The 21493-nt window shown below is 61.0% G+C and carries 19 protein-coding genes and 1 pseudogene; 8 read left to right on the forward strand and 12 right to left on the reverse strand.

The features are described 5' to 3' along the window. Positions 1-61: 61 nt before the first annotated feature. Positions 62-970, reverse strand: a complete 909-nt coding sequence (locus PspS35_RS16565; protein WP_159935815.1) for a LysR family transcriptional regulator — start codon at positions 968-970, stop codon at positions 62-64. A gap of 214 nt (positions 971-1184) precedes the next feature. On the opposite strand from PspS35_RS16565, the gene PspS35_RS16570 reads away from it, so the two are divergent. Together PspS35_RS16570 and PspS35_RS16575 are read left to right on the forward strand one after the other, a co-directional pair. After that, positions 1185-1583, forward strand: a complete 399-nt coding sequence (locus PspS35_RS16570) for an AraC family transcriptional regulator (protein ID WP_159935816.1) — start codon at positions 1185-1187, stop codon at positions 1581-1583. 58 nt (positions 1584-1641) lie between these two features. Next, positions 1642-4410: a winged helix-turn-helix domain-containing protein gene (locus PspS35_RS16575; protein WP_159935817.1), complete on the forward strand. Its 2769-nt coding sequence runs from the start codon at positions 1642-1644 to the stop codon at positions 4408-4410. Here the strand turns inward: PspS35_RS16575 and PspS35_RS16580 are convergent. Together PspS35_RS16580 and PspS35_RS16585 are read right to left on the reverse strand one after the other, a co-directional pair. After that, the gene (locus PspS35_RS16580) at positions 4357-5826 is read right to left on the reverse strand and encodes a winged helix-turn-helix domain-containing protein (protein WP_159935818.1); all 1470 of its coding nucleotides are present in this window, start codon (positions 5824-5826) and stop codon (positions 4357-4359) included. The genes PspS35_RS16575 and PspS35_RS16580 overlap by 54 nt on opposite strands. A 150-nt stretch (positions 5827-5976) precedes the next feature. Beyond that, positions 5977-6927, reverse strand: a complete 951-nt coding sequence (locus tag PspS35_RS16585; RefSeq protein WP_159938058.1) for a GlxA family transcriptional regulator — start codon at positions 6925-6927, stop codon at positions 5977-5979. 182 nt (positions 6928-7109) lie between these two features. On the opposite strand from PspS35_RS16585, the gene PspS35_RS16590 reads away from it, so the two are divergent. The 6 genes and pseudogenes from PspS35_RS16590 (at position 7110) to PspS35_RS16615 (ending at position 12241) form a co-directional block, all read left to right on the forward strand. Further along, positions 7110-7832 (forward strand): pirin family protein, encoded by a 723-nt coding sequence (locus tag PspS35_RS16590; RefSeq protein WP_159935819.1) that lies wholly within the window; start codon positions 7110-7112, stop codon positions 7830-7832. Positions 7833-7978: 146 nt separating this feature from the next. After that, positions 7979-8242 (forward strand): annotated as a pseudogene (locus PspS35_RS16595) (phage infection protein); the annotation flags it as partial. A gap of 379 nt (positions 8243-8621) precedes the next feature. Then, the gene (locus tag PspS35_RS16600; protein WP_159935821.1) at positions 8622-9338 is read left to right on the forward strand and encodes a winged helix-turn-helix domain-containing protein; all 717 of its coding nucleotides are present in this window, start codon (positions 8622-8624) and stop codon (positions 9336-9338) included. Positions 9339-9342: 4 nt separating this feature from the next. Further along, complete coding sequence (locus PspS35_RS16605; protein ID WP_159935822.1) at positions 9343-10035, forward strand: hypothetical protein; 693 nt, start codon at positions 9343-9345, stop codon at positions 10033-10035. Positions 10036-10067: 32 nt separating this feature from the next. After that, positions 10068-10619, forward strand: coding sequence for a helix-turn-helix domain-containing protein (locus tag PspS35_RS16610; protein ID WP_159935823.1), 552 nt, complete (start codon positions 10068-10070; stop codon positions 10617-10619). Positions 10620-10849: 230 nt separating this feature from the next. Then, positions 10850-12241: an undecaprenyl-phosphate glucose phosphotransferase gene (locus PspS35_RS16615; protein WP_159935824.1), complete on the forward strand. Its 1392-nt coding sequence runs from the start codon at positions 10850-10852 to the stop codon at positions 12239-12241. Positions 12242-12286: 45 nt separating this feature from the next. Here the strand turns inward: PspS35_RS16615 and PspS35_RS16620 are convergent, their stop codons facing one another. From PspS35_RS16620 to PspS35_RS16660, 9 genes are all read right to left on the reverse strand, one after another. Next, a complete protein-coding gene (locus PspS35_RS16620) occupies positions 12287-14362 on the reverse strand; it encodes a YjbH domain-containing protein (RefSeq protein WP_159935825.1) in 2076 nt (691 codons plus the stop codon). After that, entirely contained in the window at positions 14359-15126 is a 768-nt protein-coding gene (locus tag PspS35_RS16625; RefSeq protein ID WP_159935826.1) for a capsule biosynthesis GfcC family protein, read from the reverse strand. The genes PspS35_RS16620 and PspS35_RS16625 overlap by 4 nt, the downstream gene beginning before the upstream one ends. After that, positions 15123-15776: a YjbF family lipoprotein gene (locus tag PspS35_RS16630; RefSeq protein WP_275113818.1), complete on the reverse strand. Its 654-nt coding sequence runs from the start codon at positions 15774-15776 to the stop codon at positions 15123-15125. The genes PspS35_RS16625 and PspS35_RS16630 overlap by 4 nt, the downstream gene beginning before the upstream one ends. A 12-nt stretch (positions 15777-15788) precedes the next feature. Then, the gene (locus PspS35_RS16635) at positions 15789-16901 is read right to left on the reverse strand and encodes a polysaccharide biosynthesis/export family protein (protein WP_159935827.1); all 1113 of its coding nucleotides are present in this window, start codon (positions 16899-16901) and stop codon (positions 15789-15791) included. Positions 16902-16988: 87 nt separating this feature from the next. Then, a complete protein-coding gene (locus PspS35_RS16640; protein ID WP_174244822.1) occupies positions 16989-17228 on the reverse strand; it encodes a hypothetical protein in 240 nt (79 codons plus the stop codon). A gap of 180 nt (positions 17229-17408) precedes the next feature. Continuing rightward, positions 17409-18818: a mannose-1-phosphate guanylyltransferase/mannose-6-phosphate isomerase gene (locus PspS35_RS16645; RefSeq protein ID WP_159935828.1), complete on the reverse strand. Its 1410-nt coding sequence runs from the start codon at positions 18816-18818 to the stop codon at positions 17409-17411. A gap of 25 nt (positions 18819-18843) precedes the next feature. Continuing rightward, complete coding sequence (locus PspS35_RS16650) at positions 18844-19302, reverse strand: GDP-mannose mannosyl hydrolase (RefSeq protein WP_159935829.1); 459 nt, start codon at positions 19300-19302, stop codon at positions 18844-18846. A 5-nt stretch (positions 19303-19307) separates the two neighbouring features. Further along, positions 19308-20516 carry a glycosyltransferase WbuB gene (locus PspS35_RS16655; RefSeq protein ID WP_159935830.1) on the reverse strand — a complete coding sequence of 403 codons (1209 nt, stop codon included), beginning with the start codon at positions 20514-20516 and terminating at the stop codon, positions 19308-19310. After that, positions 20516-21493, reverse strand: coding sequence for a GDP-L-fucose synthase (locus PspS35_RS16660; RefSeq protein WP_159935831.1), 978 nt, complete (start codon positions 21491-21493; stop codon positions 20516-20518). The genes PspS35_RS16655 and PspS35_RS16660 overlap by 1 nt, the downstream gene beginning before the upstream one ends.

Raw genomic sequence — 21493 nt, forward strand, 5'->3', positions numbered from 1 at the left:
ATCCGGGCTGCCTGGGCGCACGAAAGCAGATGTACTTTTTTGTGGCTGTTGGCATACAGCCTCAAACCGGCCCCGCCATATGCTCGCAAATCCGCCCCCGCAACCACCGCTCCGCCGGGTCATTGTCATGCACGCCACTCCAGACCATCGACAACTCGGCTGCATCAATCGCAAACGGTGGGTCTTCAGCACGTAGCGTGGTGCCCTCGGTCAACGCACACGCCGCATAATCCGGCACCGTCGCGATGATCTGCGTGCCCGCCAGCAGCGCCCGCAAACCGCTGAACTGTGGCACCGCCAGCACCACCCGCCGCGCACGGCCGATGCGCGCCAAATCAAGGTCGATATTGCCGCTCAGGTCCCCCGAGAACGACACCATCGCATGGGGTCGCTCGCAGTATTCATCCAGGGTCAACGGCGCCGAACCCTCATCGCCGCGCAGGACCTTGCACGGAATATCCCGCAGCTTCTTGCGTTTGGCATTGGCCGGCAGTTCGGTGGTGTAGCTGACCCCTACCGAGATCTCGCCGCTGGCCAGCAACGCCGACATCAGCAGGTAGTTGGCGCGTCGCACCACCACGATGATCCCCGGCGCTTGCTCTCGCAGTTGGCTGAGCAACGGTGGGAACAGGCCAAACTCAGCATCGTCGGACAGCCCGATACGAAACACCGCGCAACTGGTGCAAGGGTCGAAATCCTTGGCGCGGCTGACGGCGCCTGAAATGGTGTCCATAGCCGGTTGCAGCTCCTTGAGTATGGCCAGTGCACGTGGCGTGGGCTCCATGCCCCGCCCGTTACGCAGCAGCAATGGGTCGTCGAACAGGTCTCGCAGGCGCCCCAATGCCGCGCTTACCGCGGGTTGGCCCATAAAAAGTTTTTCGGCGACCCGGGTCAGGTTCTTCTCGAACATCAAGGCTTCGAAAATCACCAGCAGGTTCATGTCGACGCGGCGCAGGTCGTTGCGGTTCATGGCGATATCCAAACGGTTTCAGACCTACAGATAAGCATGCAAACAGATAGGCAGATTGCATACCTGTGCTGTCTTTTTCGACGGTTTTTTGCCGCCAAACCTGGCGAAATTAACAACGATTAACTCGTCAGCCCGACGGTCCGCCAACAAGATGAGTGCCATCTACACTGCATCCATTCACCGGGAACGCTCCCATCGACTGCGGATATCCGTCATGGCCCGACCTGAGTTCTGTGCTCCTCGCTTGTCCGCGACCGGAGGCCTATGCGCCCGGCGTGAACGCATTGCCAAACAGCTGATCCTGGCCAACCTCGGCGAAAGCCTGGCAATTGCCGACCTGGCCCAGGCGTGCGCACTGTCGCGTAGCCATTTTTCGCGCGCGTTCAAATGCACCACCGGGCTGTCGCCCCAGGAATGGATCCGCCAGCAGCGGATCCGGCGGGCCAAGGAGCTGATCACCCAATCCTCCTTGAGCCTGACGCAAATCAGCCTGGAGTGTGGCTTCTGCGACCAGGCGCATTTTTGCCATATGTTCACCCGAAGCGAGGGCGTCAACCCAATGACCTGGCGAAATCACCAACAGCGGCACAAGCCCCAAGAGATCGCTGCCTAGTGGTCTGCATGCACCTGGCTTATGCTGGCCACTTACCGTTTCCAGAGCACGGCCACCCATGAGTGACCTCAGTGACCAGGCCGTACACTTCGGACCTTACCGCATCCACCCGCGCCAACGCCTGGTGCTGGAGGCTGGTCGCCCATTGCGCTTGGGGCGGCGGGCGGTGGACATCCTGCTGATCCTGCTGGAGCAGGCCGGCAATGTGGTGAGCAAACAGGAACTGATCGCCCGCGCCTGGCCGACAACCGTGGTGGAAGACGGCAACCTGCGGGTGCATATGGCGGCGTTACGCAAGGCATTGGGCGATGGCCAGGCCGGGCAGCGCTATATCGTCACGGTGGCCCAGCGCGGCTACAGTTTTGTTGCCCCACTGAGCATCGAACCGATGACGTTACCCACCGATGGTGCCCCCCAACGCCCCTGTCATAACCTGCCGCTGCGCCGCACCCGCATGCTCGGCCGCCAGGCGCTGATCGACAGCCTGGTGCAGCAGTTGCCCGAACAACGTTTTATCACCCTGACCGGCGCCGGCGGCATCGGCAAGACCACCGTCGCGTTGCGCGTGGCGGAATTGCTGATCGGGCACTACCGCGACGGCATTCGCCTGCTGGACCTGACGCCCCTGAGCGCGCCGTCGATGATCCTGCCCAACCTCGCCGCCTTGCTGGACCTCACCCACACCGAACACGAACCGTTGGCGACCTTTGCGCGCCGCCTGCAAGAGCGCCAGTTGCTGCTGGTGATCGACAACTGCGAACACCTGCTGGACGACATCGCGCTGATCAGCGAAACCCTGTTGCGCCATGCGCCCAGGCTGCACATCCTGGCCACCAGCCGTGAGGCACTGCGCGCCGAGGGCGAATCGGTACAGCGCCTCGCCCCACTGGCCTGCCCGCCCGCCACCGGCAACCGCGCCCAGGCCTTGGGCTACCCGGCCCTGCAATTGCTGATCGAACGGGCGATGTCCCAACAAGACAGTTTCGAACTGAGCGACGCCGAGTTGCCCCTGGCGATTGATATCTGCCAGCGCTTGGACGGCATTCCCCTGGCAATCGAGTTGGTAGCAGCGCAGATCGAGCGCTTCGGCCTGCCAAAGCTGCTGGTGCAGATGGAAGACAATTTTCGCTTGCTGACCCGCGGCCGCCGCAGCGCCCTGCCCCGTCATCAGACCTTGCGCGCAACGCTGGACTGGAGCTTCGATTTGCTCACGGCCTGCGAGCAGATCTGCCTGCGCCGCCTGGCGGTGTTCCGTGGAGGCTTCAGCCTGGCCAGTGCGGCGGCAGTGATTGCGGGCGAACAGATCGTGCCGTCCGAGGTACTGGGCTCGATCAGCCAACTGGTGGCCAAGTCCCTGCTCAACGCAGAGCCCGGGGATGACGAGATGGTCTACCGCCTGCTGGACATCACCCGCACCTACGCCCTGGAACAACTCAGCGTTGCCGACGAACTCAACGCCACCCGCGAGCGCCACGCCAACCGCTGCCTGACCCTGATGAACCAGGCTCAGGACGAGTGGGAGCAGATCGCCACCGAGCTGTGGATCGAACGCTACGCGCCGCTGCGTGAAGACATTCGCGCCGCCCTCGACTGGGGCCTGGGCGACCACGGTACGCACCTGTTGGGCATCCGCCTCACGGTCAGCGCCATGCCGTTGTGGCAGGAGCTGTCGCTGCTGCGCGAACACGGCCTGTACGTTGGCAAGGCCCTGGCGCGACTGGGGCAACTACCCGCGCCGAGCCAGCGTTTGCACATGGCCCTGCAACTGGCCCTGGGCAGCTTTTCCTATCATACCCAGGGCGACACACCGCAAACCCTTGACGCCTTTGCCTGCGCACGGCGCCTGGCGGAAGCCGGCAAGGACCTTGCTGGGCAATTGCGTGCGGTGTCGGGGCAGATGGCGGTGAACCTGTGCGGCGGCAACTACCGCGAGGCGCTGGTGCAAAGCCTGCATTTCGACCAACTGGGCCCCCAGGCAGATCCGTTGCTGGACCTCAGTGCCCAACGCCTGCGGGTGCTGGCGCAGCACTTCGCCGGCAACCAGGCGCTGGCGTTGTATAACGCCGAACAGGTGGTCCAGCGCATGGCCCAGAGTGGCCACCTCAATCGGTTTACCCACGGTTTTGGCGTGCAATACGACCAAAGCGTGGCCTCGCTGACCATTCTTGCGCGCATCCTGTGGCTGCGCGGCTTCCCCGAGCGCGCGTGGCGTACGGCAAGCCAGGCGCTGGCGCTGGCGCTGCAGATCAACCACGGCACGTCGATCTGCTACACCCTTGCCCTGGCCGGCGTGGTGATTGCCCACTACAACGGCGACACCGTCACCGCCCGCGATCAGGTGGACCTGCTGTTGCAACAGGCGCAGAAACATTCGGTGCAGCTGTTCCACACCTGGGCGCAATGCTACGACGGCACGCTGCCGATCGCTGACGTGCAGGGCCTGGGCCTGGGCCTGGTGAAAGACCTCCTGGTGACGTTCAATGCCGTCGAGGTGGATGATGCGCTGTTCGAGCGGGCCAGGAACGGTGCTGCCGGCTGGTGCACTGCAGAGATCCTGCGCGTGCGCGCCGACGCCATGACCGACCTTCCTGCGGCCGAAGCGCTGTTGCTCGAAGCCCTGGGCCTGGCGCACCAGCAAGGCGCGTTGGGTTGGGAGTTGCGTTGCGCCACTTCACTGGCGCGGCGGTGGCAGCAGCAAGGTCGCGTCGAGGCGGCGCGCAGCCTGCTGAACTCCGTCTATGGCCGTTTTACCGAAGGTTTCGCCACCCAGGACTTACTCTGCGTGCGCGGCCTGCTCGATGAGTTGCAGGACAAATGGCCGGCCTGATAACGGCCCCAAATAATGCCCGTAGCCTTGCTGCAAACGCGCTACCTGGCCTGGATCGCGCAGTTGCGCCAAGGCGTAGCTGCGCATGCAATTGAGCAAGCGATAACGCCCCAGGCCAGGGCCCGGCTCCAGCGTCAACAGCGAGAGGTTCACCAGCCGGGCCAGCAAGTGAGGCAAGTCGGCATGTTCCAGCTCGGTGCCGGCCACCAACTCGCTCAACGCGGGCAACGTCAGCGCCATCCTGAACAACCCCATTTGCAGGAACAACCAGCGTTCCGGCAGGCTCAGGCGCTCGTATGACCAATCCAGGGTGGCGGTCAGGGATCGATGACGCTCCACCGCCGTGCGCCGGCCTCGGGTCAGCACCTGCAAACCGCTGCGCAGTTGCGCCTGTAAACCGTGCACGCCCAAGGCGTCTACCTGCGCAGCCGCCAACTCCAAGGCCAGTGGCAGGCCGTCGAGGCGCCGGCAGATATCCCCCAGCGGCGCCAAGTCTTGCAGGCGCAACATGAAGTTCTGCTGCCCGGCGCACGCCCGGGCGACGAACAGTTGCACCGCCGGACACGCCATCGCCTGCTCCACGCTGAGCAGCGCCGACGGCGCAGGGAGTGCCAGCCTGGGCACACGCAAAAGCCACTCACCCGGCACCAGCAAGGCTTCACGACTGCTCACCAGCACGCTGACCTGGGGCGCCTGTTCGCGCAGTAAGCGCAGTAGCTGGCGACAGGCACCCAGCAGCAGGTCGGCACCGTCAAGTACCAGCAATAACTGACGATTGGACAATTGGCGGCACAACTCACTGGCAGTGGCGCAAGGCTGCAGATCCAGCGTCGTGGCCAGGTGACGCACCATCAGCATCGGCGCCTCTACGGTGGCCAGGTCGACCCACCACACACCGTCGCGGTAGCGCGGCAACACCCGCTGGGCCAAGGCCAGGGCCAGGCTGCTCTTGCCCACACCCGCACAGCCTGTGAGGGTCATCAGCCGCTGACCGGACAAGCGCCGTACCAGCACGCCCAACAGCTCATCGCGCCCCATCAGCGGGCTGAGCCGCGCCCCCAGGTTGTGTTGCGGTATCACGGCCGTCACCGCGCCGTGCACCGGGGCGGCGAAGCAGTAGCCTTGCTGGGGATCGTTGAGGATCAGGCGCGGGCCGTCAAGGGCGCGACGCAGTGCGGCGATGTGGACCCGCAGGTTGTTCTCTTCGACGACGCTGTTTGGCCAGACCCGCTCGATCAGGGCCGCCTTGCTGACAAATTGCCCAGGCACTTCGAGCAGCACCGCGAGGATATCCAGCGCCCGACCGCCCAGGGGCACCGGCCAGCCAGCCTTGCTGACCAGTCGCTGGTGTCGGTGAAAGGCATACGCGCCGAAGCGCAGCGTGCTATCCGCGTCAATCGCCTGAGAGTCGTTCATGTCTGTAATCGCGCTGAAACGCCCGGCCTTGGGCGTCCGCGCATCCTTTTCCGTGGGCTCGACGCTATTCTTGCCAGCTACCCATGACAGGACAATGCTGGCACAGGGAGCGACACGGACAATCAGGTGCGCTAGACGGACATCTTGTCGTTAACTGAACTGCTGTCGGTATTGGGTGGGGTTGAGGCCGAGCTTTTCGCTGAATAGAAAGCGCATATGCCGCACGCTGCCAAAACCCGCATGAAAGGCCACGGTCTTGAGCGGCAGGTCAGTGGTTTCCAGCAGTTGGCGGGCACGATCGATACGTGCGCCTTGCAGGAAAGCCATCGGCGTCATCTGCACATCCTTGGCAAACAGCCGGGCAAAGTGGCGCGCACTCATGCCCGCCAATTCGGCCATGGACTCGATGGTAAAGGGCTGTCCCAGGTGCGCCAGCACATGGTGCTGCACCCGTGTGATCGCGGTTTCATGGGGCGCCACAGCCGCCGTCATCGGGCTGAACTGGGCCTGGCCACCCTGGCGTTTCATCACCACCAGCAGCACCTTGGCCACATCCACCGCCACCTGCTTGCCGTGGTCCTGGGCGACGATGGACAGCGCCAGGTCGATACCGGCCGTGACCCCGCCCGAGGTAATCAGTCGCCCATCCTGCAGGTAGATGCGGTCGGTTTCGACGATAGCCTTGGGGAACGCCTTGATCAGCCGCTCGGTGTAGTGCCAATGGGTGGTCACGCGGTGCTCGTCCAACAGCCCGGCGTGGCCCAGCACAAAGGCGCCGGTGCAGATCGAGCCGAAGCGCCGTGCCCGCTGCGCCGCCGCCTTGAGCCAAGGTAGCAGCGCAGGATGGCATTCGTTATAGGCACCCGGGCCGCCGGGTACCAGCAACAGGTCATAGGCGCCGTCGGCCTGCTCCAGCAGCAGGTCGGTCTGCACCACCACACCATTGGATGCACGCAGCGGGCCGGCCTCGGTGCCGATGGTAAGGATCTGATAATGCGCCGCCGCCGGCACGTAGCGGTTGGCGATGGAAAACACTTCGAGCGGCCCGGCCATGTCGAGCAGGAGGAAGTCCGGGAACAGCGCCATGGCCACGGTTTTCATACGGGAAGAATCCATCAAGGGGAAGAAAACGGTAGACATTATGGCATGCCTTTTACTGTCAATCTGAAAGAGACAGTTATTCAGATTTCAGCTTCTTAATGAATATTTCAGTAACCAGTAACCTTCTTCTCAACGCAAGCGCCCTGCATCTCGCAGCCAGCTGCCCACTTGAGGACACCACCATGCTGACCCTTCGCAAAGCTTGGGAACGCGGCGCCGCCAATCACGGTTGGTTGAAGTCATTCCACACCTTCTCGTTCGCCAACTACTGGAACCCTGACGAACAGGGTTTTTCCGACCTGCTGGTAATCAACGATGACCGCGTCGCCGCCGGCAAAGGCTTCGGCCAGCACCCACACCGCGACATGGAGATCTTCTCTTATGTGCTCGAAGGCGCGTTGGAACACAAAGACACCCTGGGCACCGGTTCAGTGATTCGCCCCGGCGATGTGCAACTGATGAGCGCTGGCAGCGGCGTGGCCCACAGCGAGTTCAACCACAGCCAACGCCTGGGTGTGCACTTCCTGCAAATCTGGATCGTGCCCGCCGTCGCCGGTGCCGAGCCGCGTTATCAGCAGGAGCACTTCAGTGAGGCGCAAAAGCGTGGGCGCCTGCAGTTGATCATCTCGCCGGACGGCAGCGACGGTTCCCTGAGCGTCCGCCAGGACGCCAGGGTGTACGCCGGTCTGTTCAACGGTGACGAAGCCGCAACCCTCGACCTGCCGCCGGACCGCCACGTGTACATCCATGTGGCCCGGGGCAGCGTGGAAATCAACGGCCATCGCCTGCAGGAAGGTGACGGTGCCCGAGTGCGTGACGAGCAGCATATTCACGTCAGCCAAGGCCAGGATGCCGAAGTGCTCGTATTCGACCTGCGCCCCCTGGAACGGCCGCAGATGCCTTGACCCGCCTGGCGATGGCCCCTCGAAACGGACCATCGCCGGCATCGATAGTCACCATCAGCGCAATGAAGTTCTCTTAAAAAATGCAACGCGTAACATCAAACCCATACCCGGCAACACCCAAACTAAAACACTCGGAGCACACCATCATGAAACGCCAAATCTTGCTTAGCCTCGCTTTCTCGGTACTCGCTGCAAACGCATTTGCCCACCCTGTTGTCGCTGAAGGCGGTGCAGATCGCCTGATCGAAAATCGTGTTGCTGAAAGCGGTTCGGATCGTCTGATGGAGAACCGCGTTGCTGAAGGTGGTTCGGATCGCCTGCTGGAAAACCGCGTTGCTGAAGGTGGTTCGGATCGCTTGCTGGAAAACCGCGTTGCTGAAAGTGGGTCGGACCGCCTGATGGAAAACCGCGCATAACCCTCTCTGTTCGAGGGACACTCCAAACCGGCCTGATCAGCCGGTTTTTTTTCGTCTGCGCTTTAACGGGGTCACCGTTTTGACCCGATCATCAGCGTCCCCTTACGCCGCTTAAACGGACGACGCTTAAACCCTGCCCAGCGAAAAAATTGTTAAAGCTAAAATACTTACCGAGCATTAAAAATTTGCACTAGCCTATGTGTAAGTTCTCGCAAAGCCCTGTGCAAAAGTCGCTAACTTCCCCGCCCGCCCTCGAAAATAACGTGACGAATGTTAAAATTTGTCACGCTTGGCCGTAATCAATTCGATTAGTATCTAGATGCTAGCAGCGATTGAACTGACGGCCTTGCATGCCGCAAAAGGGAGTAGGGTAATGCATTTTTCCAATGTCCTCGCTATTGCACGGACTCCATCGAAGTCGGAGGACTTTCGGGAACTGATAGTTCGCACTGTACCGAATAATTTAAAAGTCGATACACGTTGCTATGGGCAACTAACCGACACCCAGGAAATTCATGCACACTACCGTGCCATTATTATAGAAATTGACACACCCTCTGCCAGCAATCAAACCCTGGACATCATAAGAAAAACCAGAACCGAGAACCCAGGCGGCACCATATTTGTTGTGGTGACATTCGCCTCCACGCTCAGCAAAACAAAATACTACCTAGCCGGTGCGGACTACTGCATAAAGGTGCTCGAAACTTCGCCTGAAAAAAAGTTGAGCCTGTTTGATGAATTTCTCAGCGAGAGCGCTCGGCTAACCCAGTGCGGATTGGTACTCGATCAGGACCGCATGTGTATTTATGGTGACGGCAAGAGGCTGGAAATATCCTTCGTCGAGATGAAAGTATTAGAAGCCCTTATTCACAGCAGACTTCTCAGTCACAACGAGATCGCCGGTGTCATGGGGCTCAATACCAAGTATTACGATTCCAGGGCCCTGGAAAAGTCCATCAGTCGCCTGCGCAGTAAAATCAAAGCGCACTGCGGTGAAAACATCATTCAAAACATTCGCGGCTACGGCTACAAACTCAGCCGCGGCCTTATATGCGCCAGCCATTGCCATCCCGCCAAGGAGAGGTAGAACCGTGAATAGCCAGAAACTACCACCCGTGGAAAAGGTGGCTGTTCAGTTGGCCAGGCAGGCCATTGTTTCACGCAACCATGCTTTGTGGGGCAGTGAAATAAGTGTGCTGTGCCCTGGCAATCAGGAGTGGCCCGAACTTGCCTACCGCGAGGCTTTGCAGCGCATCAACCCGCGGCGCCTGCCGCTCCAGGCCGCCAGCCACATGTTCCTGCGCATGGATCAGTCGGCCTTGATGAACGAGAGCATCCTCACGCAGATGATTCACGCCGCCCAGGCCCTGGAAAACCACCGGCAACACCTCACGCTCAGCATTCATAACCCACTGGACGCACTGCCCGGCCCCGTAGAACGCCGCGCGATGGTACGTCAACTGTATAAGCTCAAAGACCAGAGCGGTATCAAGCTGGCCTACAACAACTACACGTTCGATACAAAGCAAGGTGACCTGCTGATAGACCTGAAACTCTACGACTATATAAAGATGCCGTTTCCAGACGCAGCCCTTCGGCTGAGTTTGAACACGCGCTCAGACCTGTTCGACCGGCTCTACGACCGAATGATAGAGCTGATCGACGCCACGAGGGTCTGCTTCATTGCCGACCAGGTCGAGTTTGCCGACAGCGCAATGCTGGCTAAAAACTTGCCGTTCGAATACTTTCAGGGCGGTTATTACTCCCCTGTTGACCGCTTATAAAATCCTGCACTCCTCTGATCTCGGTGGACACTATGAGCTCCCTAAAGAAATACGCGTTTACCCCCACGCTTCCTGCCATAGCCCTGCACGACTTCACGCCCAATGCAGAGTTGTTCCGCTACGATTCAAGCGCGCTCCCCACGCACACCCTTCAATCCCTACCCTTCAATGCGGCGCGGCCAGAATCAAGAACCCTCCCGCCCAAAGCCCCCGACAACACGCCGAATCAGCAGAGCAGTGCCGAACGGCCGCAGTTTTATCCTCAGGATTTCTGGCTACTCACCCAGCATGACCGGACACTGGTCAAAGGCAACCTGCGCATAGCACTGACCACCATAGAGTCCGCCTTGATTAAAAAGATGCTGCACCATGAAGAGCGCGTGGTCAGCAAAGAAGAGCTGATCCGCAATATAGGGCGCGAGCCGGAACAGTACCGAGGGCTGGAGATGTGCCTCAGTCGCCTGCAGGAAAAGTTCAAGCGCGCCAACGATGGTGAGCGTCTGTTTCGTGCGGTCAGGAACCGTGGCTATTGCCTTACACAAAAAATAAAAAAACCGCTTGATCAGCACCCTTCGCGTCGATAAAAACAATAACAAAACGTCACCATTTATCAACAACCCTGCCTATTACCCCACTCTTTACCCGCCCATTTATAACACCCACTTTAATAAGTCAAGATTGACCTTGTTATAACTCGTCAGCCAATGCCTTCTGTCGTTGATTACTATCAATCGGCACGCGCTCGCGCGTGCCTGTTGTTTTATGCGGTTAGTGCGCAACTTGATTAAACCCTGTTACCACCGGGAGCAGAACTATGCTGAATAACACTAGAATGCATCGCAACCTGAGCCCCAAGGGTTTGACGTTCTGGGGCCAGTGGACACTGGCGTCAGGTTTGGTCGTTACGCTGTTATTTATGTTGGTGTTTTTCAAAACTGGACAACTTGAGTATAACTACCGGGTGCTGGCTGCTTTTACGATACTGGCCTCCCTGCCTGCCTATAGCCTGTGCGATGTCTACAGCAAAAAGGATGATTATGGGGTGGGCCTAGGGCGGCTGTTCATGGGCTGGCTGTTGACAGTGGGCATCCTGTTCGTCGTGGGTGTGGCGTGTAATGCCAGTGCAGTGTTCCCCCTGGAAATACTGTTGCTGTGGGCCGCTGTCAGTTATCCGTTGTTGGCGCTGTGTTACATCCCGCTGCATAGCCTGTCGCGCTATTACCATCGCCAACTTCACCAACGCCATAAGTCATTGATTGTAGGTACAGGCAAACTGGCCGTCGACCTGGCCCGAACCCTCTCTCGGCAAAAACGCTCGCCCTTGGTTGGGCTGGTCGGCAGCCGCGTGGAAGCTGGCGAGGATGCGCAACCGCAGATACTCGGCGAGCTGCCGCAATTGCCCCAACTGATCCGCCAGCACGGCATTCGTCGGCTCTACATCACCCACTCACTGCAGGAAGCGACTCACATCGAGGCGTTGTACCTCAACCTGCTGGACATCAGCGTGGATGTCATCTGGGTGCCAGACCTCAATAACATGCTGCTGCTCAATCATTGCGTGGCCGAAGTGGACGGACTGCCGGCGATTTTCCTCAACGAGAGCCCTTTGACCAGCCGCCCCACCGCCGCCCTGAGCAAGTCGCTGTTGGACAAGAGCCTTGCCCTGCTGGCGATCATCGTGCTGAGCCCGTTGCTGTTGCTGTTCGCCCTGCTGATCAAACTCACCTCGCCCGGCCCGGTGATCTTCAAGCAGGACCGCCACGGCTGGAATGGCGAGGTGATCAAGGTCTGGAAATTCCGCTCGATGCGTGTCCATGACGACCACGAGGTACGCCAGGCCAGCCGCAACGATTCGCGCATCACACGGGTGGGTCGGTTTATCCGGCGCACCTCCATCGATGAGCTGCCGCAGCTGTTCAACGTACTGCAAGGGCATATGGCGCTGGTCGGCCCACGGCCCCACGCGATTGCACACAACGACTACTACTCGGGGAAAATCCGCGCTTACATGGCGCGCCATCGGATCAAGCCAGGCATTACCGGCCTGGCCCAGGTCAACGGCTGCCGAGGCGAGACCGAAACCCTGGAGAAGATGCAACAGCGCGTCGATATCGACCTGCGCTACATCAACACCTGGTCGCTGTGGCTGGACATCAAGATTCTGCTGAAGACGCCCTTTACACTGCTGTCCAAAGACATCTACTGACAGTGGGTGGGGGCTTGCTCCCTCCCACACTTTTTGACCCACGGTCTATTCGGTGATCTTGTCGATGTTCTTGTAGAACAGATCACTGTCGCGCCCATCGGTCATCGAATGCAGGGAGTAGGCGCGATTCAAGCGCGCTCCGCCATCACGGGTCAGCGGCGCCCACACCAGGTTGGCGCGGCGTAGGGTCGACAGGCTCATCAGCTCATCGAACGGAATGGACAAGTACAAGCCTTTGTCGAAACTGCCTTCACCGTACTGTTCGGTCGATGCCGTCGTGCGAGTGACCCACGCGCCAATCCGCACGCCGTTGTTGAATTCCCGCGACAGATCCAGGGTCGCCCCCCAATCCCTGGCCAGGTAGCGACCGACGCTCAAGGCGCCCTGCAGATTGAACGGCAACTCGGTATAGCCGGTGACATGCCCGGTGACGGTCCGGTAATCGCGCAGGCTGAAATCCTGCGCGAAACCCCGTTGGCGCACGTAGTTAAGGTCGGCGCCCAACGCCCAGCGCTGGCCCAGGGGCCGATACAGCACTTCGCTGCCGACACCGGCGTACATCGATTCGAGCAGCCCACCGTAGACCATCCCGTACACATCCTGGTCCAACTGCACCGCATGGCTGAGCTGGAAGGTCGGCAGGGTCACATCGGAGGCGGTCATGTACTGGCGCAGGTCGGTACGCACACGGGGAAGGCCGCTGGGCGCGTCGTAGGTGAACCCGTCGTAGTTGTTCAGCAGGTTGACGCTGAGCAGGCCGCTCCACCATGTGTTGCGGGTGAAGCGATACTCGCCGTCGAAGTCGGCCGAAACCTGGTAGAGCAAGCCATCCGGCCCGCCGACGTTCTGCTTGTAGCCAAGGCCTGCGCCGTAGGTGAAGGGTTTCGGGGGTTGGGTATAGAGCACCGTCTGCGTACGGTTGCTGGCACGGTTGACCTCCACCTGGCGGTGCAGGGTCTGCACCTGCTCACGATTGTTGGCCACCTCGCGAAACGTTTCGCGCGGCACGCTGGTTTCTTCTATCGGCAGGGCGTAGCGCTCGCTGACTAGGGTGAACCAATCGATCTGGTCATTGACGCTGTTATCCAGGATCCGACTGGCACGTCCCACCGCCTTGGCGCTGTAGAAGTAGCGCTGCTGTTCGCCGTACACCACCAACTCCGTCCCGCGCCGGGCAATACGTCGGACGTTGTAGCCGGCATTGTCATGCAGGCGTTTGGATACGTCGGCCCAGTTGACCTCGCCCATCGGCGTGGTGGGTGCCTTGGCTGGCAACTTGGGTGCCGGTGGATCGTAGGTTTTGAGCGGTGCTGTGCGACTGACGAAATTGGTGTGCAGGGTGATGCCGAACATGGCGGTGTTGCCGCGCTCCCAGGCCGCGCTCAAATCGACAGAATCGGCCAGTTTGTAAACCAGGCCCAGGTTGACCGGCGAGTCCTGGCGCAGCGGGTTGTCACGGGGCTCGCTCTGGTAGTCGTTGCCCTCGTACTCCAGCTTGAGGCTCAGCGGCGCCCAGGGCGTCTGGTAAGCGATACCGCCGAAAAGCGCGGGCCGGCCGCGAAAGTAGCCGTTGGAAAAACTGCCGGAGCCTTCGGCGGTGGGCCGTTCGTTGAAACGATCATCCAACACGCCCAAGGGGTTGCCGAGGTCGCCGCGACTGCCCAGGTAACCCCAGGCGATGCCGGCACTGAAATCCACATCGCCATAGCGCTTGTTGGCCACCAGGTACTCGCTGGAAAACAAACCGGTGCCGCCCAGGTCCATGAAGCCCAGCGCCACCTCTGGCAGCCAGTGGCTCTCCTGATGCACACGGACTTTGGCGTCGACGGCCTTGTCTTTATAGCTCTGGCCCCCGCTGAACGACTCGGCGCCATAGGGGCGGTTGGTAATCGCCGTGTAGCGGAAAGTGCCCTCCAGCCAGTCCAGCGGTTGCGCCGAAAAACTGTAGCGACTGTAAGGTTCGGTGCGGTTGGCGTTGACGCTCAGCTCGCCGGCGGGCGCCATGCGGGCGGTCGGGGTTTGCAGCAGCCCGACGCCGCCGAAATCGCTTTGGGTGTAACGGGGATCGCCATGCGCGACGCCACAAGGCACCAGCAGCACGGCCGCAATACATAATTTCAAGGCGTGACCTCAGCCAGGGGTTGGGTGGCAAGAAACTCGGCCAGTTGCTGATTGAGTTCAGGGGTGGGCGGCTCCAGATCATCGTTGCGGATCGGCACCAGCAGCGTGCTGCCAGGCGCAGGCGGGTTGCCCTCCTCGTGGTTCCAGGGGGCGGTGCCCAGGCGCGTGACGTGGCCGTCGGGTTGGATCAGCCACAGGTAGTCGGTATCGGCCTGCGCCGAGGACGGGCAGGCACGCAGGTAGTCCTGTGCCAGGCGCAGCGGCTGGAACGCCAGGCTGCAGGGCTCTGCGACCGCCCCCAGCACCTGCACACGCTCGGGCCTCGGAGGGTAGATCAGGCGGTCGCCGTCGGTCACGAGCGGGTTGGGTGCAAAGCCCGCTTCCACCGCCACAGGATCGAGCATCGCCACCTCGCGGCCCGTCACCGGCAGCGCCTGTACCTGTTGATAGAGCTGAGCCGCCGCATGTGCCCGCCCTTCTCGCCCGGCGGCCAGCGCGGCCCGGCGAAGGCTCTCCAGGTCAAACAACACACCGGCCTTGAGCCGTGTCTGTTGCGCCAGCAACGGTTGGCGCAACCAGGCAGCGCCCAACCAATAACCCTGTGCATCCGGTTGCGACGCGGTGATCACATCGAGCAGGCGGGCCTCGGGTTGCAAAGGCATGGCGCCGGCACTGCGCACCTCGCCACTGACCGTCATTGCAGCCGGACACACACTCGCGCAACTGCACAACAGCACCAGCGCGCCGAGTCTTGGAAGTGTCATGGGGCATCCTTGCGGGTGGGTTGCAGTTGGGTGATGGTCAAGGTCAGGCTGGGTGTGAGGTGCTGTTCGCTGTGCACGATAAAACCGTCTTCAGGGTCGACCCAGTAGCGGTTGCGCCCATGGAAACCAGCCGCTTCGATCTCTTCGTCCACCCGCAACAAGGCATAGGACTTGTCGAGAATGTCGAGCGTCTCCATGCCCATGCGCGTCATGCGACTATGGACCGTCACGCCCAGCCGATAGCCCTCCATCACGTCGATCTGCCGTGTGCTGCGATAGCCGTCCGGCACACGATGCAGCCCCTGCTGGAACGGTGATTGGCCCTGCCAGCGCGTGCCATTCAGGTCCGTCCCCAGGCCTACCGTGCGTACCACCAACCCGTCGCGCAGCAGCAACACCTGCTTGCCGGCGGCGACCCAGAATTGCAGGTCGCCACGCTGGCGAATCAGCGCCATCACCCCTTCGCTCGATACCGTGCCGACCTTTATCTGGGGGAACGGCACGGCGTCCACCTGAGCTTGCGTCAACACCAGCGGCGCCGGCCCGGTCACGGCCGCCTTGAAGGTATCGAGGGAGGCGTTCATCAATGGATTGCAGCCAGCCAACATCCATGACACGACCATGCAGGTCGCAACTTTCAGACTGTTCACGCAGGTTCCACCCTATCGGCTGCTGGCTTCGCTCAGGTTGTTCTGAGTGGAGGCGCCAATGCCGATGATCGAAGCGGACGGCACCAACTGGCTGATAAAGCGGTTCCAGCGCGTGATATTCGCGGGGCCCACAAACACCACATCCTGAGGCTGCACATCAAAGCGCGTGGCCAGGGCCATAGCCGAGGGCGATGCGGCTTCAAGCTGGAACACCTTGGCCGGCTCCACATCGATATTCTGCGCGCCGCGGATCACGTAGATGGCGTCGGCATTCGAGGTGTTCTGGTTGACCCCACCCACCGAGCCCAACACGTCAGAGAGGTTCATGCTGCGGGTCTTGAAACTCAGCGCACGGGGTTGCATGACCTCGCCCATCACATAGATGCGCTTGCGGTCGTTGTAGGCCAGGTACAACTGGTCGCCGTCCTTGAGGTAAACCTCGTTCAAGCGTGACGCATCAAGGTTGAGCGTATCCAGGTCCAGGCTGTAGCGCTTGCCGCCGCGGGTGAGCGTGAGGTTGGACAGGTCGGCGTTGATCGGGTCGATACCGGCAACACCAAGGGCTTCACTCACGTTCATCGCAATGGTGGTGATCGGCACCGGGCCCGCCTTGACCACCGCGCCGCTGATCACCACTTTCTGGCTGGCAAAGCGCAACACGCTGACGTCCACCTGGGGGCTGTCGATGTACTGGCGCAGCTTGTCGGTGATCTCGCTGCGCAACGCTTCAATGCTGCGGCCTTTGGCAACCACTTCACCCACATAGGGATAAAACAGATTGCCCTCGGGGCTGACCAGCCGGCCATTGGCATCGATCTGCTGTTGCGGGCCTGACGGCGCGGTGAGTTCCGGGTGATCCCACACGGTGATATACAGCGCATCATTGGCGCCGATCAAATACGGGCCGGGTTTATAACTCAAGAGTTCCGCCGGGATGGAGTAAGGCACTTGGGTGGCGGCATCCATCGCCAATAACTTGGGCGTAATCGCAATTAAATCCACACGACTGTTTCCAGCCCCACCCTCTTCAGCCAAGGCCGCAGTGTCCATATATTGACCCGGTGCAAACATACAGCCTTGCAATAAGGCCGCGGCCAAGACGGCCATAGAAAAAATACGCATCATAGTGTTGAGACACTCGCGATAGTCGACAAGAAAAAAAGACCACTTGGGCGGGGAATCCAAGCGGTCTTAAAAGCGCAAGGTAAGCAACTAGTTGCTGGTACCCGTGGTGCCGGTGGTGCCGGTGGTACCCGTGGTGGTGCCGCCATTGGAGCTGCCGCCGCTGTTTGAAGCAGCCGCAACACCCGCCACCAGGGCAGCGCCGACCAACAGCGTCTGGCCAACCGTCACGGTTCCGACCACTGCGGTATCAAGCCCCAACGGGGTCTCGGCGGCCATCGCCGAAGCACTCAAGATACTGAGCGCCATAATGGCCAGTGATTTTCTCATTTCAGACTCCTTATCATCATTGAGTAGGCAAACCGATAGTGCCACCCAACTAAACAGCACACCAGACGGATAACTTTTAACACCCTTAGTTTAAAATAACGTTTTGTCGACCAAGCCCCCAGTCTTCAACGTATCGCGCCTCGGAACGTTATTTTAAATGTTATTAATTGTCGGAAAACATCACGCCCTGCCGTACTTGTCTTCAAAGCGCACGATATCGTCTTCACCCAAGTAAGAACCCGACTGCACCTCGATCAGTTCCAGCGGGATGACCCCTGGGTTTTCCAACGCGTGCACCTGGCCAATGGGGATATAGGTCGACTGGTTTTCCGCCACCAGATAGGTCTGCTCGCCATTGGTGACCTTGGCCGTACCGCTGACCACAATCCAGTGTTCGGCCCGGTGGTGATGCATTTGCACCGACAACTTGGCTCCCGGCTTCACGGTGATGCGCTTGACCTGATAGCGCGGACCATTGTCCACCGAATCGTACATGCCCCACGGCCGGTACACTTCGCGATGGTTGAGATGCTCCTGTCGCCCGGCCTGCTTGAGCAGGTCGACAATGCCCTTGACCTGCTGCACCTGATCCTTGTGCGCTACCAGCACGGCGTCCTTGGTTTCTACGATGACAAGGTCCCGTACGCCCACCGTTGCCACCAGCCGGCTGTCGGCGTGCACGTAGGTGTCGCGGGTGTCCAGGGTCAGCCCGTCGCCGCGTATCACGTTGCCGCTGGCATCTTTGCCACTCGCTTCCCACAGCGCCGACCACGAGCCGATATCGCTCCAGCCGGCCTGCAACGGCACCATCACCGCGTCGTCGGTTTTTTCCATCACGGCGTAGTCGATGGAGTCATCCGGGCAGGCGGCGAAGGTGGCGGCATGCACGCGGGTGAACGGCAGGTCCTGACTGCCGCCTTCCAGGGCGGCACGGCAGGCTTGGAGGATGGCCGGCTGGAAACGCTCCAGTTCTTCCAGGTAACGGCTGGCGCTGAACATGAACATGCCGCTGTTCCAGTAATACCCGGCGCTGGCCACATACGCCGCAGCGGTGGCAGCGTCCGGCTTCTCGACAAAGCGCTTGACCCGATAACCGCCCTCGCCCATCGCCGCCCCCTGCTCGATGTAGCCGTAGCCGGTGTGAGCGCTGGTGGGGTTGATACCGAACGTCACCAACTTGCCGTCCTGGGCGAGCGGCAGTGCCACTTCCAGGCTGGCATGAAAGGCCGGGATGTCGTCGATCAGATGGTCTGCCGCCAGCACCAGCAAGATCGGGTCCTGGTGTTCAGCAAGCGCCTTGCAGGCCGCCAGGGCAATGGCCGGCGCAGTGTTGCGCCCCACCGGTTCCAACAGGATGCTGGCGTGCTCCATGCCCAGATGACGCAATTGCTCGGCCACCAGGAAGCGGTGTTGTTCATTGCAGATCAACTGCGGCAACGCCACGTTCGCACCGGTCAATCGGGTGATGGTCTGTTGCAACATCGACAGGTGCGCATCGGTCAGGCGCAGGAACTGCTTGGGGTTCAGTTGCCGCGAGAGCGGCCACAGGCGCGACCCCGAACCGCCTGCCATGATCACGGGTAATAACATTGGAGCGTCCTCGGGAAACACAGGGTCAGAAATAGGCACGGGTGTGTTCATGCACCCGCGAGCTGATGCGCAGTTCGTCCTGGGACCACCAGCGGTACTGCTGGTGTTGCTCCGTGGGCGGTTGCAGAGTTTGGCCGTCAGCCAGTTCCAGGCAATAACTGAGCACCACATAGTGGGTGTCCGGCCCCTGCCCGGCGTTGGCAAACACGCTGTCATCGTAAAAGTGCTCAAACACCCCCAGCAGACGCGCCTGGGCACGTTCGAATGTGCGTCCCAGTTCGTCGCGGGTGATGCGGCGGAAAGCGCCGTCTAAGGTCTCGTTTTTCCGGATGCGCCCGCCCGGCACGAACCAGTAACCGTAGGCCGGCCGGTTGACGCGCAAGCCCAGCAACGCATCGCCACGGCCGTTTCGTACCACCAGGTCGATCGCCACCAGCGGCGTCGATGCCACGACCGTATTGAAGGTCGGTAAATCAAGCCACATACCCATCAAACCTGTGCCAGAAAGCGTTGCAGAATGCGTTCCTTGTCGAGGAACTCCTTGGCGTAGTTCAACGCCACCTCATTGCGTGCCGGCAATGCCAGCACCCGCTCGATCCCTGCGTTCAATGCCGCGACGGACTCCGGTTCGATCAGCACGGCAATGCCCGGATGCTCCTGGCACAGACGGCCGAGGGTGGTGCCGGGGTCGGCAGTGATGATGGCGTGGCCGCCCACCGCCAGAATGTTGGTCAACTTGGAGGGCAGCACCGAGTCCGCCACCCCGCGCTTCTGGATGACCAGGTGGACGTCAGCCGAGGCCAGCAGCGCCGGTAAATCCTCATAGGCCTGCAACGGTGCAAACAGCACATTGCGCAAGCCATCGCGCTGCACACGTTCCAGCAATCGCGCCTTGCCGGTGCCCTGGCCGACAATCAGAAACACCAGCTCCCTGCGATGGGCGTGCGCCTGGGCAGCATCGAGGATCAATTCCAGGCCTTGCTTCTCGCCGATGTTGCCCGAGTACAACAACACCCGCGTGCCCGGCGACACACCGAGCTGCTCCAGCAAGACGCGGTTACGGGGCACCTGGCGAAAACGCGTGGTCTCCGACCAGTTGGGGAAGAACAGCAGACGCTGGCTGCATACGCCCTTGCCACGGGCCTTGTCGAGCATGCCGCTGGAGATCGTCGACACCCGATCAAAGCGGCGCAACAACCAACGTTCAAGCGCAAATGCCACGCGGCGCAGCAGCGAGCCGCCACCGATGCCCAGACCGAACATCGCATCCACCTCATAGTCCTGGATGTGCAGCACCGAACGCGCACCACTGAGCCTGGCCAGCAGCAGCGCCTGGGGCGCACAAAACAGCGTGGGCACCACCAGGATCACCAGGTCCGGCTTCCAACGCAGTTGCCCCAGCACCGCGAAAAACGAGCTGGCGGAAAAGCTCATCAGGTGCAGCAGGCGCGTCAGCGCAGTGGGCTGTCGCGGCACATACAGCGGGCAGCGGATCACCGTCACAGCGTCATCCTGCTCGGTACAAAAACGCCACGGCGAATAACCCTCGGCCACCTGCCAGTGCGGGTAATACGGCGGCGCCGTCACTACCCGCACTTCATGCCCCTGACTGGCCAGCCAGCGCGCCTGCTCGCCGCTGTACTTGCCGATGCCAGTCAATTCCGGGCTGTAATTGATGCCATACAGAAGGATCTTCATCAGTGGCCCCGAGGCTGTTCAAGGGCTGCGAGGTAGGCGTTATAGGCATCGCGCAGGCCCTCCTCCAGCGGCACGTAGGCTTCCCAGCCGAGGGCATTGATGCGGCTCACATCCAGCAATTTGCGCGGCGCGCCGTCGGGCTTGCTGGCGTCAAAACGCAAACGCCCCCTGAAGCCGGTGACCCGCACCAGTGCCTGGGCCAGCTCGGCGATGGTGCAATCGATGCCGGTGCCGACGTTCAAGTGCGAGCACATCGGCTGGGTCTGCTCGCGGTAGCGTGCCGGGCTCAGCTCCATCACATGCACGCTGGCCGCCGCCATGTCATCCACGTGCAGAAACTCACGCCGGGGTTTGCCACTGCCCCAGATCAGCACCTCGTCATCCCCGCGCTGCGTCGCCTCATGGAAGCGCCGCAACAAGCCTGCGATCACGTGGCTGTCCTGCGGGTGGTAGTTATCACCAGGGCCGTACAGGTTGGTGGGCATCACACTGCGGTAGTCGCGGGCGTGCTGGCGGTTGTAGCTTTCACACAGCTTGATGCCGGCGATCTTGGCTACCGCATACGGTTCGTTGGTGGGTTCCAGGGCGCCATCGAGCAACACCGCTTCAATCATCGGTTGCGGTGCATGCACCGGGTAAATACACGACGAGCCGAGAAACAGCAGCTTCTGCACGTCATGACTATGGGCGGCGTGGATCACGTTGGCCTGGATCATCAGGTTCTGGTAGATGAAGTCCGCCGGGTAAGTGGCGTTGGCATGAATCCCGCCAACCTTGGCCGCCGCCAGGTACACCTGGTCGATACGGTGCTTGGCGAAGTACGCCTGCACCGCCGCTGAGTCGAGCAGGTCCAACTGATCGCGGCCCGCCGTAAGAATCCGCGTATAACCCAAGGCCCACAAACGCCGCACAATGGCCGAACCGACCATGCCACGATGGCCGGCAACAAAGATCTGCGCCTCAAGATCACGAGCCAT

The sequence above is a fragment of the Pseudomonas sp. S35 genome, from assembly GCF_009866765.1.
GTDB lineage: Bacteria > Pseudomonadota > Gammaproteobacteria > Pseudomonadales > Pseudomonadaceae > Aquipseudomonas.

Bases quoted from the DNA above. Each gene is read 5' to 3' on its own strand.
- PspS35_RS16565 (WP_159935815.1), bottom strand. From the start codon at position 970: ATGAACCGCAACGACCTGCGCCGCGTCGACATGAACCTGCTGGTGATT.
- PspS35_RS16570 (WP_159935816.1), top strand. From the start codon at position 1,185: ATGGCCCGACCTGAGTTCTGTGCTCCTCGCTTGTCCGCGACCGGAGGC.
- PspS35_RS16575 (WP_159935817.1), top strand. From the start codon at position 1,642: ATGAGTGACCTCAGTGACCAGGCCGTACACTTCGGACCTTACCGCATC.
- PspS35_RS16580 (WP_159935818.1), bottom strand. From the start codon at position 5,826: ATGAACGACTCTCAGGCGATTGACGCGGATAGCACGCTGCGCTTCGGC.
- PspS35_RS16585 (WP_159938058.1), bottom strand. From the start codon at position 6,927: ATGAAAACCGTGGCCATGGCGCTGTTCCCGGACTTCCTCCTGCTCGAC.
- PspS35_RS16590 (WP_159935819.1), top strand. From the start codon at position 7,110: ATGCTGACCCTTCGCAAAGCTTGGGAACGCGGCGCCGCCAATCACGGT.
- PspS35_RS16600 (WP_159935821.1), top strand. From the start codon at position 8,622: ATGCATTTTTCCAATGTCCTCGCTATTGCACGGACTCCATCGAAGTCG.
- PspS35_RS16610 (WP_159935823.1), top strand. From the start codon at position 10,068: ATGAGCTCCCTAAAGAAATACGCGTTTACCCCCACGCTTCCTGCCATA.
- PspS35_RS16615 (WP_159935824.1), top strand. From the start codon at position 10,850: ATGCTGAATAACACTAGAATGCATCGCAACCTGAGCCCCAAGGGTTTG.
- PspS35_RS16625 (WP_159935826.1), bottom strand. From the start codon at position 15,126: ATGACACTTCCAAGACTCGGCGCGCTGGTGCTGTTGTGCAGTTGCGCG.
- PspS35_RS16635 (WP_159935827.1), bottom strand. From the start codon at position 16,901: ATGATGCGTATTTTTTCTATGGCCGTCTTGGCCGCGGCCTTATTGCAA.
- PspS35_RS16640 (WP_174244822.1), bottom strand. From the start codon at position 17,228: ATGAGAAAATCACTGGCCATTATGGCGCTCAGTATCTTGAGTGCTTCG.
- PspS35_RS16645 (WP_159935828.1), bottom strand. From the start codon at position 18,818: ATGTTATTACCCGTGATCATGGCAGGCGGTTCGGGGTCGCGCCTGTGG.
- PspS35_RS16650 (WP_159935829.1), bottom strand. From the start codon at position 19,302: ATGTGGCTTGATTTACCGACCTTCAATACGGTCGTGGCATCGACGCCG.
- PspS35_RS16655 (WP_159935830.1), bottom strand. From the start codon at position 20,516: ATGAAGATCCTTCTGTATGGCATCAATTACAGCCCGGAATTGACTGGC.
- PspS35_RS16660 (WP_159935831.1), bottom strand. From the start codon at position 21,493: ATGGCTCGTGATCTTGAGGCGCAGATCTTTGTTGCCGGCCATCGTGGC.